Source organism: Microbispora sitophila, from assembly GCF_014892245.1.
GTDB lineage: Bacteria > Actinomycetota > Actinomycetes > Streptosporangiales > Streptosporangiaceae > Microbispora > Microbispora siamensis.
On sequence record NZ_JADBGC010000027.1, the window covers coordinates 1 to 15,370 of the forward strand.

Sequence of the window (15,370 nt, forward strand, 5' to 3'; positions counted from 1 at the left end):
GTGCCGGTCTGATTCGTGGTCACGGCCGCGTGGGCGACGCCGGGCAGCAGCGCCACGGCCGCGGCCAGCACCACGGCGCAGACACGGCCGACGAGCAGCCTGACGCGGCCGCGCCTGCGGCCTGTCCAGTGAGCGGGTGCGTCGATCATGCGCGCTTCCTCCTCGTGAAGGCTGACGGGGGCCAGGCGGCGTACGACGCTCGGCCGGGCGTAAATGGGCGGGTCGCGGCTACCGCACGTCAGTGCCGTACACCTCCGAAAATTATCGGAGTTTTGTCGAAAGTATCGGACCGCAATTGTCCAGCTGTCAACGATTCCCGCAATGCCACCGAAGCCTTATGCTGGGAGAAATGCGCGTTATCCCTGGCCAGCGATCCTCGTCAGGCCAGTGAACGTCCGGGTGACGCCTGCAGAATCAGGGCCGGAGTCCTTGAAACTTTCAGACAGGCTCCGGAGTTCATGCCACGCTCGCCCTCCTGTACGAAGGCGTGCGTGCTGAATCGCGCCGGCAGCGTCGGCTGGTCAGGCGGAGCGTCGCGCGAGATCCTCCAGCACGGCCACCGCCTCGGCGGCACGCTCGTACGGCACGAAAAGATGGTCGTGGTGGAAACCCGCGACGACGTTGCAGCTCAGGCCGGCGGCCGCGAGTTCCCGCGCGACGGCGGAGGTCAGGCCGACCGCCTCGAGCGCCGAGTGGACGCGCAGCGTGATCCAGCCCGCGACGTACTCGTACGCCAGCCCCGCGGCGTCGGCCTCCTGCTGCGGCAGGACCAGTGTGAGGCCCTCTTCCTCGGCGACCGTGACGACGGGACCGACGCCGGGAGGGATCTGGCCGTCGACGGTGGTGAACACGTAGCGGCCCGGGTTGAGCCGCGGGCGCATGGCGCTCAGCAAGATGCGCAGGTCGGTCTCGCCAGTCACACCCAGCACCGTACAAGCGGCCCGCACACCGTCTGCGGAAGACCGCGGCGACCATGGACCGAACTCGACGCCCGCACCCGCGTCCACCTGGTCATCGCCGCCTACGAGGCTCACCTCGCCTAAGGACGTCCCGCGCTCACCGGCGGGCGCGGACCGGCCGCCCGCGAAACGGCTGGTGGAATGTCATCGTGGACAGAGTGCTGATCGCGGGGATCTCCGGGGCGGGGAAGACGACGATGGCCAGGGCCCTGGAGCGGCGGCTCGGGCTCCCCCGCCATGAACTCGACGCGTTGCACCACGGGCCGGGCTGGACGAAGCGGCCGGAGTTCGAGTCCGACGTCGACGGCTTCTCGTCCGGGCCTCGCTGGGTGACGGAGGACCAGTACCACGGGTTCCTGCATGACCTGCTGTGGGAACGGGCGGACACCGTCATCTGGCTCGACCTCCCGCGCCGAACCGTGATGCACCGGGTCGTACGCCGCTCGCTCGCCCGCGCCGTGTCCAGGACGGAGTTGTGGAACGGCAACAGGGAGAGCGTGCGAAACTGGATCGACCCCGGGCACCCCATCCGCTGGGCATGGTCGCAGCACGAACGGAAGCGGACGACCACGCTGGAGCGCATCGGCCGGCATCCGCACGTCACCGTCGTACGACTGGGCACCGCGGGCGAGGCCCGACGCTGGCTCGCCGGCGTCGGCATTCCCGAGGACACCGGGCGACCGTGAGCGCCGGGAATGATGACGGGTGCCGGCTCTCATTCGACGCGCAGTACTACGGCGTTTGATGTTATCCATAACATTTTAGGCTTGCGAATGGGGTCGGAGACGGCGGGATGAGACGCCCGCGGGCGGCGGGTACGGCGGGCGTCCGCCGTTACTGTGAGCGATTCCGGCCCGCCCGTCAAGAGCCGGAAAAAGCCGAGCGGCAGCGCGCTGGCGTCGGTGGTGAAACTTTCACACCTGTCCGTCCCACGCTCGCACTGCCGACCGGATCCGGACGCCGCGGCGATGACCGGAACACCTTCTAATATCCCCTGAACAGGACTAACACACGAATGATCACTCCGGGCGGGCAGCGGCCACTCGTCCGAAAGTCAACCCCGGGCGAGACCCGAAAGGCGCGAGCGAGCGTGCCCTTCGCGAATTCGGGCCTTGACGGAGACGGGTCAGACGCCAACACTGAGCGCACCGATCCCCGTGCATGACTGTGAGACGGCGGCGGCTCACAGCTGCGATTGTTAGCGCTAACAGAAATGACCGGAGACACCCCCCACCAGGAAGGCACGGAAGCCATCATGATTTCCCGATTACGGCATCTGAAGAGGGCGGCGCTGTCCGCGGGCGCGACGATCACGCTCGCCGCGGGACTGCTGGCCGGCCTCTCCGCACCGTCGGAGGCCGCCACGCAGGGGCCGTGTGACATCTACGCTGCGGGCGGCACGCCGTGTGTGGCCGCGCACAGCACCACCCGTGCCCTGTACGCGAACTACAACGGCCCGCTCTACCAGGTGCGCCGCTCCTCCGACAACACCACCCGCGACATCGGCGTCCTGAGCGCGGGCGGCGTCGCCAACGCCGCCGCGCAGGACTCCTTCTGCGCGAACACCACCTGTCTGATCACGATCATTTACGACCAGTCCGGCCGGAACAACCGCCTCACCCAGGCGCCTCCCGGCGGATTCTCCGGCCCGGCCGCGGGCGGCTACGACAACCTCGCGGTCGCGACCGCGGCGCCGATCACGGTCGGCGGGCAGAAGGCCTACGGCGTCTACGTGGCCCCCGGCACCGGTTACCGCAACAACGCCACCAACGGCGTCGCCAAGGGCGACCAGCCGGAGGGCATGTACGCCATCTTCGACGGCACCCACTACAACGGCGGCTGCTGCTTCGACTACGGCAACGCCGAGACCAACAGCCGCGACAACGGCAACGGCACGATGGAGGCCATCTACTTCGGCAACAACAAGGTCTGGGGCTACGGCGCCGGCAACGGCCCCTGGATCATGGCCGACCTGGAGAACGGCCTGTTCTCCGGTGTGAACCAGCACTACAACGCCGGCGACCCGAGCATCAGCCACCGTTTCCTGACCGCCATCGTCAAGGGTGAGCCCAACCACTGGGCCATCCGCGGCGGCAACGCCCAGTCGGGCAGCCTGTCGACCTTCTACAACGGGGTGCGGCCCAACGTCGCGGGCTACAACCCGATGAAGAAGGAGGGGGCCATCATCCTCGGCATCGGCGGCGACAACAGCGTCGGCGCCAGGGGAACCTTCTACGAGGGCGTGATGACCTCCGGCTACCCGTCCGACGCCACCGAGAACGCCGTACAGGCCAACATCGTGGCCGCAGGGTATGCCACGTCGACGGGCGGCGTACAGAACGGCACGCTCACCCCCGGCTCGGCGATCTCGCTGCGCGCGACCACGTCCGGCTACACCGATCGCTACATCCGGCACCAGAACGACAAGGCCGTCACGTCGGTGATCACCTCGTCCAGCTCCACACTCGACAAGAACGACGCGACCTGGATCGTGCGCAGCGGCCTGGCCAGCAGCTCGTGCGTGTCGTTCGAGTCGAGGAACTACCCCGGCGACTACCTGCGCCACCAGAACTACCAGCTCTACCGGCAGCGTGACGACGGCAGCTCGCTGTTCGCCGCGGACGCCACCTTCTGCCCGCAGACCGGCAAGAACGGCCAGGGCACGTCGTTCGCCTCCTACAACTTCCCGACCCGGTTCATCCGCCACTACAACAACACCGTCTACATCGCGAGCAACGGCGGCTCGAACGCCTTCGACAGCGCCACCGCATGGAATGACGACGTGAGCTGGGTTGTCTCCCAGCCCTGGGCATAAGCCCTCCAGCAAGAGCGGAGCCGCCTCCGGCCACGGGGGCGGCTCCCGCCTTCTGCGGCGCGATCACGTGATGTCTTCCGCGGCGCCATGCCTCCGAACGAAGGGCAGGCTGGAGCGCCACCCGCTGGTGAACCAGGCCGTCGTGCTCGCCCCCGGCGACGAGGAGGGCGCCCGCAGGCTCGTCGCGTACGTCGAACCGACCGGCCCCGGCCTCGGCGACGGGCGGTTGCGGTCGTGGCTGCGCGAGTGGCTGCCCGGCTCCGCGGCGACCGGTCCTATTCAGCGACAAGCCGATCACAAGTCCGCCTGCCTACCTTCGGCCGCTGGAAGTCGGTGGAACCGAGGGCTCCAGCATCCGAGGGGGACGAACAGCATGTCGTTGATGTCGAAGGTCACGGGCGCCATCCTGGCGGCGGCCGCCGTGACCGCCGTCGCCGTGCCCGCCGTCGCGGCACCCACCGTCCCGGCGGGGCAGACGGCGCCGATGCCGGGAAACCGGGCTCCGGCGTACCTGACGCCCGAGCAGCAGGACGTTTTCCGGCGGCAGGCGCCCCTGGTCGCGGCGGCCGACGAGATCAGGAAGGCGGTGGAGAGCGGCCCGTCCGCCGGGTACGCGGGGATCGAGCTGGCCGGTGACCGGGTGATCGTCTGGTGGAAGGACAAGGTGCCCGGGCCGGTCCGGGCCGCGATAGGCCGGGCCGGGAAGGCCGTCACGGTGGAGGTACGCCCCGCCGCGTACTCGCAGAGCGAGCTGTCGGAGGCCGCGGACCGGCTCTGGGCCGCGTCCGGCGCCGACCGCGGTGGCCGCGTGCACGCCGTCAAGCTGGCCCTCGACGGTAGTGGGCTCACCGCGGCGGTCAGGGAGCAGGACGCCGCCCTCGCCCGGCAGGAACTGCCGAAGGTGGGGGTTCCGGTCGAGATGGTCGCGCAGGAGCCCATGAAGCTCAACAAGACTCGCTGCGACGACGACGCCCCCTGGTATGGCGGGGCGGCGATCCGCAACGCGACCTTCGCCGCCGGTGGCGGTTGTGGAGGGAACGGCAGCCTCGGCTACCACTGCACCGCCGCCTTCGCCGTGCACATCAACCTGGTCCGCTACCTGCTGACCGCCGGCCACTGCGGCGCGCCGGGCGACCGGTTCACCGACGCCGCCGGCCAGACCATCGGCACCGCCGAGGCCGAGCACGTGGGACACGACCTGCTGCTCATCAGGGTGACGGGCGTCGTCTCGGTGAGCGACGCCACGGGCTGGATCTGGGACGGCATGCCCGGCGTGAACGACTTCGTCAAGCCGGTGGCCGGATGGGGGTGGACCTACAAGGGGCAGTCGCTGTGCGTCTCCGGCGCGACCAGCGGAGCGACGTGCGGGCACGTGGTGGACGGCAAGTACACCGAGATCTGCGGCGAGGACATCTACGGGAACAAGGAGTGCCACGACGACCTGATCTCCGCCAAGCGGCCGCTCGGCAGCACAGCCGGCGGCGACAGCGGTGCGCCCGTCTTCGAGTTGACCGGCGACTCCAGCATGGTGCGGGCGATGGGTTCCCACACGGGCAGCATCAGGACGACTTCGATCTTCGGCAGCAAGAGCGAGTGGACCATCTTCCAGGACTTCGGCACGGCCACCCGGGACTTCCCCGGGCTCGAGCCCTATCTCGGTTTCGACAAGGACCCCGCCTGAGCGGCCGTACCACGTCCGGTATGCGGGTGCCGATGTCCGCTTGACCAGTTCTGTCGGGTTCAGTTAACGATCTCGATGAGATTCGCCCGATTCGCTGGCCACCGGGCCCGTCCGGCGGTGTGATGACCCCTGTCCGATCTTCCCGACACCCCCCGCAGGGAAGGGGCCTGCCCCCGTGAGACTCGCACTGCGCACCACCGCCGTCGCGGGCGCCGCCATGGCGATGCTGCTCCCGGCCGCTCCATGCTGGCCGGAGTCGGCGGCGGACGGATCCGGCTCCCGGGTGTCCTGCGCCGCGACGGTGTCGGCGCCCACCCGCGAGGCCGCCTTCGGCGAGGCGGCCAAGGCGACGGGTGTGCCCGAGTCGCTGCTGAAGGCCGTGGCGTACATGCTGTCTCGTTGGGACGACCACCAGGGCAGGCCGAGCTCCGACGGCGGCTACGGCGTGTTCGACCTGAGCGACGGAACGCCGGTGACGGGAGACGGGGCCGGCAAGGGCCGGACGGCCGTCTCGAAAAGCCAGCTGGCGGCGGCGGCCGAGCTGACCGGTCTGACGGCCGACGCGCTGCGCCGGGAGCCGAACGCCAACATCTGCGGTGGCGCGGCGCTGCTGGCGTCCTACCACGACGGCGGCGACGACCTGAGCTCCTGGCGCGACGCGGTGGCCCGGTTCGGCGCGAAGCAGGACTTCGTCCGGCAGGTCTACCAGACCCTCCGCACCGGCGAGAGCCGCGTCACCACCGACGGCCAGACGATGACGCTCGCCGCCGACGAGTCGATCGCGCTCCCGCAGACCAAGGCGGCGGCCGACCCGGGCGCCGACTGCCCGTCCGGGCTCGACTGCGAGCTGATCCCCGCGCCGTACGCCAGGCACGTCCCGGCCGACCCGGACGACACGACGCGCTACGGCAACCACGACATCGCCGACCGGACCGGGCCGGGCGGGCCGAAGCTCGACTACATCGTCATCCACGACACCGAGGGCTACTACGACTCCTCCGTACGGCTCGTCCAGGACCCCACGTACATGGCCTGGAACTACACCATCCGCTCCTCCGACGGCCACATCGCCCAGCACCTCGACGCCAAGGACGTCGGCTGGCACGCCGGCAACTGGTACGTCAACATGCACGCCATCGGCATCGAACACGAAGGCTTCGCCGGAACCGCCACCTGGTTCACCGAATCCATGTACCAGACCTCCGCCGCCCTGGTGAAACACCTCGCACAGAAGTACGGCATCCCCCTCGACCGGGCGCACATCATCGGCCACGACCAAGTACCCGGAACCGTCCTCGGCGCCACCCAAGGCATGCACTGGGACCCGGGCCCCTACTGGGACTGGGACCACTACTTCGACCTGCTCGGCACCCCCATCGGCGGCACCCGGAAGACCACCACCGACGTCGCCCCCGGAGACGTGGTCGAGGTGCGAACCGGTTACCAGGACAACCCCCAGCCGCTGACCGGCTGCGCCGCCGCCTCCCCGCACTCCCCCGACTGCGTTCCCGGAGCGGGCACCAACTTCCTCCCCCTCTACCAGTCGCCGTCCGAGACCGCGCCGCTCGCCGCCGACCCCGGCTGGAAACCCACCGGAGAGGCCGGCACCACGTACGTCAGCGACATCAGCGCCCGCGTCGTCTCTGGCCACAAACTCGTCATCGCCCAGGTGCAGGGCGACTGGCTCGGCATATGGTGGGCCGGCTCCCTCGCCTGGCTGCACAACCCCGCCGACCGGCCCGTCGTGGTCCGCACCCAGGCGAAGACGGTCACCGTGAAGACCGGAGCGACCACCCCCGCCGCCGTCTACGGCCGCGCCTACCCCGAGGCACCCGCCTACACCGGCACGAACATCCCCGTCCAGGCCCTGTCGCCGCTGGAATACAAGGTCCCGGTCGGACAGACCTACGCCGTCAGCGACGACGACGTCGTCACCGACTACTACCGCGCGACCACATACAACGGATCAGCCCCCGGCGACCGCACCGACCTCAAGGGACAAGACCGCTACTACCAACTCTGGTACGCCCACCGCCAGGTCTTCGTCCGCGCCGCCGAGGTCGACCTGCACGACGCGCGGCCGGTCGCGGTGGTCAACACGACGCCGCCTGTCGTGCGTGGCGTCCCGAAGGTCGGCCGCACGCTGACCGCCTCCCCCGGCGCCTGGACACCGTCGCTCAAGCGGCTCCGCTACCAGTGGCTGCGCGACGGCGCCGAGGTCAGGGGCGCGACCGGGCGGACCTACCACCTCAAGAGCCGCGACCGCGGCGCCCGGCTGTCCGTGCGGGTGACGGCGTCGGCTCGCGACTACGAGCCGGGCGTCGCCACGTCGGCGGCCACCTCGCCGGTCCGGTCCGCGAAGCCCGTGTGGCACGGCAAGCCGCGATGGCGCTTCCATCCCCGGCACGTGAGGTCCTACCGGTAGGCGGAGCGTTATCCGGGCTGCCCGCTCACCTCGGTGAGGCTCCCGTCCTCAGCCCGCAGCGCCCGTACGCCGATGACGACGAGGGTGATCCCGCTCGCCAGGAGCACGGCCAGTTGCAGGGTCGCGTTGAGGCCGATCACGCCGGTCGCGCCCCAGGGCATCGTGCCCGCCCGGGCGAGCACGGCGGGCACGGTCAGGATCGCCGCCGCCAGCGCCACGGGCGCGGCGGGCTTTCCCTGCGCCCCGCGCCGGGCCACGCACCACACCGTGACCGCCAGCAGCGACACGCACATGAGGCCCGGCGTGTCGACCCACATCCAGGCGGACATGAGGGGCCGCGCCGGAACGGTCCCCGCTCGCACCATCGCCCCCAGCACACCGACGACCACGCTGAGCAGGACACCGGCGGCGATCGGGAGCCCGAGCAGGAACAGGGCCCGCCGCGCGGACAGGCGGGGCGGCGGCGCGTCGCGGTGGAACCCGATCACCAGCGCCAGCACCGTGACCGCGGCCGGCAGGACCGAGCAGGCCCAGCGCACCGCGTCCATCTGCCCGATGACGAGCGGTGGCACCAGCACGTACGGCACGACCAGGGCAGCGGTGGCCGCCACCTTGGCCGTGCGGGGACGGCCATGGACGAGCGCGCCGACAGCGACCGCCCACAGCAGGGGCACCAGGTCGGCCGGCACGAGCCGCAGACGGTCGGGCGACTCGGGATCGCCGATGCCCATGACACTGTCAGGGAGAGCATCCACGGGGATGCCGTACGTCAGCACCGCCTGCCCGGCGTACAGGCCGCCGACCATCGTCCAGAAGACAAGGCCGAGCAGGGCGGCCCGGCGGACCGCCTCACCCCACAGGTAGGACCTGGGCGGTGACCCCGGACCGCCCAGCCGCAGCCGCAGCGCGAGCGCGACCACGCTGGCGATCTCCAGGAAGCGCGGGCGCTGGTCGTCGTGTCCGGCCCGCCCGCGTTGAGCGCCCTCCATGAAGGCCGAGACCATCTCCTCCTCGCGCTCCGCCCGGTAGGACGCGGGCAGCAGCCGGAGCCACCGCCGGTAGCGCTCCTCGAGCACGCTCCCTCTACCGAGTCGCTCGCTCATGTCTCCCCCTCGCCTTGCGGCTCGGGGTCGCATGAGCGAACCCCGCCCTGTGCTTATTGATTCGCTCGCTTCGCTTGCTCATGGCTTGTTGATTCGCTCGCTTCGCTCGCTCATGCCAGCCCTCCCGCCTGCCTGAGCCGCAGCCGCTCGACGGCGCGGCGCGCGTTGTCGGCCAGCCGTACGGCCTCCTCCTCCAGCGCCCGCGCCCCCTCGTCGGTCAGCCGGTAGTAGCGGCGCAGCCGTCCCTGCCGCACCTCCTCGCGGTCCGCTTCCACGAACCCGTCGGCCGCGAGCCGGTCCAGCACGCCGTACAGGGTGCCGATCTTTAGTTGAACGCGCCCTCCGGAGAGCCGCTCGACCTCCTGCGCGATGCCGTAGCCGTGCCGCGGCTCGTCGACGAGTGCGGTGAGAACGAGGAACGCCGGTTCCGTCATCGCCCGTGCTGTCACGCCTCCAGGATATATCGGAAGACATGATATTCAAGAGCGCCGCACATCTCCGCGCAAGCTGTCCGGATTTGCCTAAAAGTGTTAGGCAAATACATAATGAGTTCAGGTCAATCAGGGAGAGGGCTATGGCGCGCGCGGGGCTGACCACGGAACGCCTGATCAGAGCGGGGGCGGAGCTGGCCGACGAGGTCGGCTTCGACCAGGTGACGATCTCGGCGCTGGCCCGGCGGTTCGGCGTCAAGGTCGCGAGCCTGTACTCACACCTGAAGAGCTCCCAGGACCTCAAGACCGGAATCGCCCTGTTCGCTCTGGAGGAACTCGCCGACCGGGTCGCGGACGCGCTGGCCGGGCGCGCCGGCAGGGACGCCCTGGCCGCCTTTGCGGACGCCTACCGCGACTACGCCCGGGAGCATCCCGGCCGCTACGCCGCCGCCCGGCTCAGGCTCGACCCCGAGACGGCGGCCGCCAGCGCCGGCGTCAGGCATGCACAGATGACGCGGGCGATCCTGCGCGGCTACGACCTCGCGGAGCCGGACCAGACACACGCGGTCCGGATGCTGGGCAGCGTCTTCCACGGCTACGTCAGCCTGGAGATGAGCGGAGGCTTCAGCCACACCGCCGTCGACCCGGAGGAATCCTGGTCGTGGATCGTGGACTCCCTCGACGCCTTGCTGCGTAACCGGGCCACGCCCTGACTACCAGGGGCTTGCACCGACGCATCGGACCACCGTGAAAATCCCGACCGGACAGGCTGAGGCGATGAGCATCGAGCACGACTGGATCACCACACCCGTCACACCGGACATCCTGCGCGGCGTCCTCGACGTGGAACGCACGGCGCACGGCCTGCTGCCGCACCGGCTGCCCGCCCGGGCTCGCCGGCAGATCCCCGACGAACAACTGGCCGTCGCCGAGGCCCAGCCGTCCGGCGTACGTCTGGTGTTCCGGACCCGGGCCACCGCCATCGAACTGGACACGCTGCGCACCACGAGGGCCTACCGGGGTCTTCCGGCCCCGGCGGACGGCGTGTACGACCTGCTCGTCGACGGCCGCCTCACGGCCCAGGCCACCGTGACCGGCGGCAACGTCCGCACGATCGACATGGCCACCCAGTCCGTCGAGTTGCGCGAAGGACCTCCCGGCACCGCCCGGTTCGCCGATCTGCCCGCGGGTGACAAGAACGTCGAGATCTGGCTCCCTCATACGGAGATCACCGAGCTGATCGCCCTGCGCACCGACGCCCCGATCGAGCCGGCGCCGGACAGCGGGCGCAGGGTGTGGCTGCACCACGGCAGCTCCATCAGCCACGGCTCGAACGCCGCCCACCCGACCGCCGTCTGGCCGGCCCTGGCCGCCGCCCGGGGCGGAGTGGAGCTGGTCAATCTGGGGTTCGGCGGCAGCGCGCTGCTCGACCCGTTCACCGCCCGCGCGATGCGGGACACCCCCGCCGACCTGATCAGCGTGAAGATCGGCATCAACATCGTCAACGGCGACGTGATGCGCCTGCGCGCCTTCACCCCGGCGGTCCACGGCTTCCTCGACACGATCCGCGAGGGGCATCCGGCCACGCCGCTGCTGGTCGTGTCCTCCATCCTGTGCCCGGTCCAGGAGGACACCCCCGGCCCGCTCGCGCCCGACTTCGACGGCGGGACCGTGCGGTTCAAGGCCACGGGCGACCCGGCCGAACGCGCCGCGGGGCGTCTGACGCTCAACGTCATCCGCGGCGAACTCGCCCGGATCGTCCGGCAGCGGGCGGTCGGCGACCCGAACCTGCACTACCTCGACGGCCGGGAGCTCTACGGCGAGGCGGACTACGCGGAACTGCCGCTGCCCGACGCGGTGCACCCGGACCCCGCGGGGCACCGCCGCATCGGCGAGAACTTCGCCCGCCTCGTTTTCGGCGCCGGCGGCCCATTCGCCGTAACCACCGGCTGACCGAAATTCCGGCGGCATATCGCGCCGGCGTAGCTCATTGTGTCAGCGGCTTTAAGTGCCCCATATCCGGGCACTTGCGGTTCACCTGGAATTCCCTCCAGTTGCCAGATTCCTGCACATCCTGACAAAGGGAGCACGGCATGGCACAGGTGAACCTCGCGCTGGGGACGATGCGTTTCGGCAGCCAGGTGGACGAACGCACTTGTTTCGACCTCCTGGACCGGTTCGCCGACGCGGGCGGCACGCTGATCGACACGGCGAACTGCTACGCGTTCTGGACCGATCCGGACGGCGCCGGCGGTCACAGCGAGCGGGTGATCGGTGAATGGCTGGCCAGGCGACCCGGCGGTCGCGATCGCGTGTGTCTCAGCACCAAGGCGGGCGCCCAGCCTGTCGGCGGCGAGGATCCGGACGAGCGGGAGGGGCTGTCGGCCTCGGCGATCAAATCGGCGGTCGAGGACAGCCTCCGCCGCTTACGCACCGATCACGTCGACCTGTTCTGGACGCACAAGGAGGACCGGTCGGTCTCGCTGGAGGAGACGGGGCAGGCGCTGGCGCTGCTCGTCGAGTCCGGCGCCGTGGCCCGCCTCGGCGCGTCCAACCACGCCCTGTGGCGGGTGGAGCGCGCCCGCCGCATCGCCGCGGACAACGGATGGCCCGGCTACACCGCGGTGCAACTGCGCCATTCGTATCTCGTCCCCCGCCCCGGCGCGCCCGTCCCCGACCAGGAGCACCGCTTCGGGTGGGTGACGGACGAGGTCCTCGACTACGTCGCCACGGAGCGCGACCTCGCTCTGTGGGCCTACACCCCGCTGCTCAACGGCTTCTACGTCCGCGACGACCGCCCGCTGCCCGAGGCGTACGACCATCCGGGGACGACCCGGCGGCTCGCCGTGCTGACCGAGGTCGCCGGCGAGCTCGGTGTCACCCGCAATCAAGTGGTGCTCGCCTGGCTGACCGGAGGCGACCCCGCGGTGACGCCGATCGTCGGTGTCAGCAATGCCGCCCAGTTGGAGGAGGCTCTGGCCGGCGCCGCCCTGGCGCTCCCTCGGGAGCTGCGCGCGCGGCTGGACGCGGCCGCCTGAACGCCTCGCCGCCCGCCCGTTTCGTACGCGACGAGTAACCGGCCGGCCGAGTTTACGGTCCCGGTGTACGGGCAACCGGCTTTGGTAGATCGCGCTCAATGATCATGCCCGGGAGGACGCACATTCGCCCGACGAGGTGGCGTGCGCCAATGCTCGAAAGGCACTGCGATGCTGACACCGGTCTGGGAGATCGAACCCGGCACCGAAAAGCCCCTGATCGTACACGTGAACGCGACGGCCACCGGCGGAGGAGTCTCCGAACTGCTGCGCGGACTCATCCGTCATCAACCCGCCGGCTGGGCCGTGATCGCCGGAACCGCGGACTTCTACGCGGTGACCAAGTACGTGCACAACCTGCTGCATGGACAGGCCGACCCCGGACGGCTCGACGATCCGGCGCTGATGCGGACCTACCGCTCCACGCTCGCGCCGCAGGCCGAGTGGTTCACGCGGCACGTGACGCCGGACGACGTCGTGGTCCTGCACGATCCGCAGACTCTCGGCCTGGCCCCGGGGATCAAGGCCGCGGGCGCGCGGGTGGTGTGGCACTGCCACATCGGTGCCGTCGTGGCGCCCGAACGCGGGCCGGGGGCGGTGTGGCGGGCGTTCGACGCCGAGCTCGCCGCGCTGGACGCCGTGGTCACGACGCTGCCCGAGTTCGCTCCGCCGCACGTGCGCGAGCTGTTCGTGGTCCCGCCCGCGGTCGACCCCGCGGCGCCGAAGAACCGGGAGCTCACCTCCGACGAGATCGCCGCGGTGCTGGCCGAGATCGGCCTCACCACCGCCCGCGTCGCGCCCGGCGTGACGGTCACGCAGGACACGCCGTTGCCGCACGACGCACGCGTCGTGCTCCAGGTGTCACGATGGGACCCCCTCAAGGACATGCCCGGCGTGGTGCGCTGCGTCGTCGGCCTCCCGGAGGACGTGCACCTCGTGCTGGCGGGGACCGAACCCGCCGAGATTCCCGACGACCCGGAAGGACTCGCCGTCCTCGCCGAGGTGCACGACGTGCTCGCCGGGCTGTCCGAGGCGGAGCGCGCACGGGTGCACCTGGTGAACATCTCGCTGAAACGGCCGGAGCGGAACGCGCTCGTGGTGAACGCGTTGCAGCGCAGGGCCGACGTGGTCCTGCAGAAGAGCCTGGAGGAAGGCTTCGGGCTCACCGCGACCGAGGCGATGGTCAAAGGCCGGGCGGTGGTCGCGTCCGCGGTCGGCGGCCTGCGTCACCAGATCACGGACGGTCACAACGGCGTGCTCGTCGACCCGGTCGATCTCGACGGCGTGCGCGCCGCGCTGGCCAGGCTGCTCGACGACCCCGCGCTGCGCCGCGAACTCGGCGAGCGCGCCCGGGCCGGGGTGCTTGAGCGTTACACGATGCGGCGACTCGCCGAGGACTACCTGAAGGTGATCGCCGGAGCTCCCTGAGCCCCTTGGGCGGCGGACCAGCGCGAGGTGGACGGCGCCGCGCCGGTCGCTCCTGCCCGGACTCTCCGTACCTGCCGACGTCGTCGCGCGGCTGGTGCCATACGCGAACGTGGCACCAGCCCGCCGGCACCCGGTGACCGCCCGGCGGGCACTCGTCGTGGCCGCGTCGGGAGGGCCGCAGTCTGGCCGACACCTCAACGCTGTTCACGATTTCGCGTTTGTCGTTTATGGCTGTCCGTAATTTCCGGTCTGCTTATCCGGTGCGCGTTCTCTTCGCGTGCGCGAAGGCGACTCGCCCGAGGAAATTCCTCCTGACAGGCGAATACGAAGAAATTTGACCGCTCCGTGTTTTCCCGGAATCAGGCGGGGCACCCGGGCTCGGTAGGCAGGAGCGGAGTTCGAATGCCCTGCCGGAGCCCGAGGCAATCTGCCCAAGGTAGGGGAAATCCAGTGGTGATAACGGTTCTGGACGTCGGTGGCACGCATGTGCGCTGGTCGCGGTGGTCACCGGAGCAAGGGCTCGGTGAGGTCCTGCGGGCACCGTCGCCGAGCTTTTCCCGCTGGGCGCACGCGTCCGTCGAGGAGCTGCGGGCCATGCTGGTGCGGATGATGGCCGAGGCGGTGCCGCCCCGCGCCGTCGCAGGCGTGTCGTTCGGCGCGGCGCTCGACCACCACACCGGCACGGTCTACGCCTCCGCTCCCCTGTGGGGAGCGCACACCCGGCCGTACGACCTCCTCGCGGCGCTGAACGCGGCCCGGCCGGACGTGCGCTGGCATGTCGTGAACGACGTCACCGCGGCGCTGCTGCACCTGGCGAGCGCCCCACGCGCCCGGGATCTGCGCAAGATCCTGCTCGCGACGATCAGCACCGGCGTCGCCTGCCGGACGATCGACCAGCGCACCGGGCGGATCCCGGTCGACGGCTGCGGGCTGCAGGGCGAGATCGGCCATCTGCCGGCGGCCGTGGCCATCGACGGTGAGCCGGTGGACCTGCGCTGTGACTGCGGACGACCGCGGCACGTGGCCGCGTTCTCCTCGGGGCCGGGCATCCGGAGACTCGCCGAGGTCCTGCGGGAGCGGCGTGGCCGCGACTGGGACTCGTCGGACCTCGGCATGCGGCTGGCGCGCGGCGAGGCGTTCGAGCCGGCGTTGGCGGCGGCGCTGGACTCCGGCGACGCGCCGGCCGCCGAGTTGCTCGACGCCGCGACGAAGCCGGTCGCCGACGTCGTGCGCACCGCGTTGTGCCTGGAACCGGAGATCGACCTGGTCGCCTTCACCGGCGGGGTCGCGCTGGGGCTCGGCGAGCACTACCGCGACGCGCTGCTCGCCCACCTGAGCCGGGAGGGCCTGTACCTCACCAGCGAGCGACAGCCCGGCTGGGTGCGCGATCGGCTGATCGTCTCCGAGGCCGACGGGCTCGTCGGCGCGGGACTCGCCGCGCTGGCCGGGGAGGCCCGGGAAGGCAGGGCGGCGTGAATCACCACCGGCACCGT

12 protein-coding genes are annotated in these 15,370 nt (G+C 70.7%); 9 read left to right on the forward strand and 3 right to left on the reverse strand.

Annotated elements, in window-relative coordinates:
• Positions 1-521 precede the first annotated feature (521 nt).
• Entirely contained in the window at positions 522-920 is a 399-nt protein-coding gene (locus IL992_RS36635) for an ACT domain-containing protein (RefSeq protein ID WP_193207905.1), read from the reverse strand.
• A 188-nt stretch (positions 921-1,108) separates the two neighbouring features.
• Here IL992_RS36635 and IL992_RS36640 point away from each other — a divergent pair, with 188 nt between their 5' ends.
• From IL992_RS36640 to IL992_RS36655, 4 genes are all read left to right on the forward strand, one after another.
• On the forward strand, positions 1,109-1,645 hold the full coding sequence (locus tag IL992_RS36640; protein ID WP_193207906.1) for a P-loop NTPase family protein: 537 nt from the start codon (positions 1,109-1,111) through the stop codon (positions 1,643-1,645).
• Between the two features lie 569 nt (positions 1,646-2,214).
• Positions 2,215-3,774: an alpha-L-arabinofuranosidase B gene (locus IL992_RS36645; RefSeq protein WP_193207907.1), complete on the forward strand. Its 1,560-nt coding sequence runs from the start codon at positions 2,215-2,217 to the stop codon at positions 3,772-3,774.
• A 127-nt stretch (positions 3,775-3,901) separates the two neighbouring features.
• On the forward strand, positions 3,902-5,455 hold the full coding sequence (locus tag IL992_RS36650; RefSeq protein ID WP_193207908.1) for a chymotrypsin family serine protease: 1,554 nt from the start codon (positions 3,902-3,904) through the stop codon (positions 5,453-5,455).
• 175 nt (positions 5,456-5,630) lie between these two features.
• Complete coding sequence (locus IL992_RS36655) at positions 5,631-7,880, forward strand: N-acetylmuramoyl-L-alanine amidase (RefSeq protein WP_193207909.1); 2,250 nt, start codon at positions 5,631-5,633, stop codon at positions 7,878-7,880.
• An 8-nt stretch (positions 7,881-7,888) separates the two neighbouring features.
• On the opposite strand, the gene IL992_RS36660 is transcribed toward IL992_RS36655, so the two are convergent.
• Together IL992_RS36660 and IL992_RS36665 are read right to left on the reverse strand one after the other, a co-directional pair.
• Entirely contained in the window at positions 7,889-8,983 is a 1,095-nt protein-coding gene (locus IL992_RS36660; protein ID WP_193207910.1) for a hypothetical protein, read from the reverse strand.
• A gap of 110 nt (positions 8,984-9,093) precedes the next feature.
• Positions 9,094-9,432, reverse strand: a complete 339-nt coding sequence (locus tag IL992_RS36665) for a PadR family transcriptional regulator (RefSeq protein ID WP_231514017.1) — start codon at positions 9,430-9,432, stop codon at positions 9,094-9,096.
• Positions 9,433-9,557: 125 nt separating this feature from the next.
• Between IL992_RS36665 and IL992_RS36670 the strand changes: the two genes are divergently transcribed.
• The 5 genes from IL992_RS36670 (at position 9,558) to IL992_RS36690 (ending at position 15,353) form a co-directional block, all read left to right on the forward strand.
• Entirely contained in the window at positions 9,558-10,127 is a 570-nt protein-coding gene (locus IL992_RS36670; RefSeq protein ID WP_193207911.1) for a TetR/AcrR family transcriptional regulator, read from the forward strand.
• A gap of 64 nt (positions 10,128-10,191) precedes the next feature.
• Positions 10,192-11,367, forward strand: coding sequence for a GDSL-type esterase/lipase family protein (locus tag IL992_RS36675; protein ID WP_193207912.1), 1,176 nt, complete (start codon positions 10,192-10,194; stop codon positions 11,365-11,367).
• Positions 11,368-11,507: 140 nt separating this feature from the next.
• Positions 11,508-12,452, forward strand: a complete 945-nt coding sequence (locus tag IL992_RS36680; protein WP_193207913.1) for an aldo/keto reductase — start codon at positions 11,508-11,510, stop codon at positions 12,450-12,452.
• A gap of 168 nt (positions 12,453-12,620) precedes the next feature.
• Positions 12,621-13,877: a glycosyltransferase gene (locus IL992_RS36685; protein WP_193207914.1), complete on the forward strand. Its 1,257-nt coding sequence runs from the start codon at positions 12,621-12,623 to the stop codon at positions 13,875-13,877.
• Positions 13,878-14,327: 450 nt separating this feature from the next.
• A complete protein-coding gene (locus IL992_RS36690; RefSeq protein WP_319019059.1) occupies positions 14,328-15,353 on the forward strand; it encodes an ROK family protein in 1,026 nt (341 codons plus the stop codon).
• Positions 15,354-15,370: the final 17 nt, after the last annotated feature.

Bases quoted from the DNA above. Each gene is read 5' to 3' on its own strand.
- IL992_RS36675 (WP_193207912.1), top strand. From the start codon at position 10,192: ATGAGCATCGAGCACGACTGGATCACCACACCCGTCACACCGGACATC.
- IL992_RS36680 (WP_193207913.1), top strand. From the start codon at position 11,508: ATGGCACAGGTGAACCTCGCGCTGGGGACGATGCGTTTCGGCAGCCAG.
- IL992_RS36685 (WP_193207914.1), top strand. From the start codon at position 12,621: ATGCTGACACCGGTCTGGGAGATCGAACCCGGCACCGAAAAGCCCCTG.
- IL992_RS36645 (WP_193207907.1), top strand. From the start codon at position 2,215: ATGATTTCCCGATTACGGCATCTGAAGAGGGCGGCGCTGTCCGCGGGC.
- IL992_RS36660 (WP_193207910.1), bottom strand. From the start codon at position 8,983: ATGAGCGAGCGACTCGGTAGAGGGAGCGTGCTCGAGGAGCGCTACCGG.
- IL992_RS36670 (WP_193207911.1), top strand. From the start codon at position 9,558: ATGGCGCGCGCGGGGCTGACCACGGAACGCCTGATCAGAGCGGGGGCG.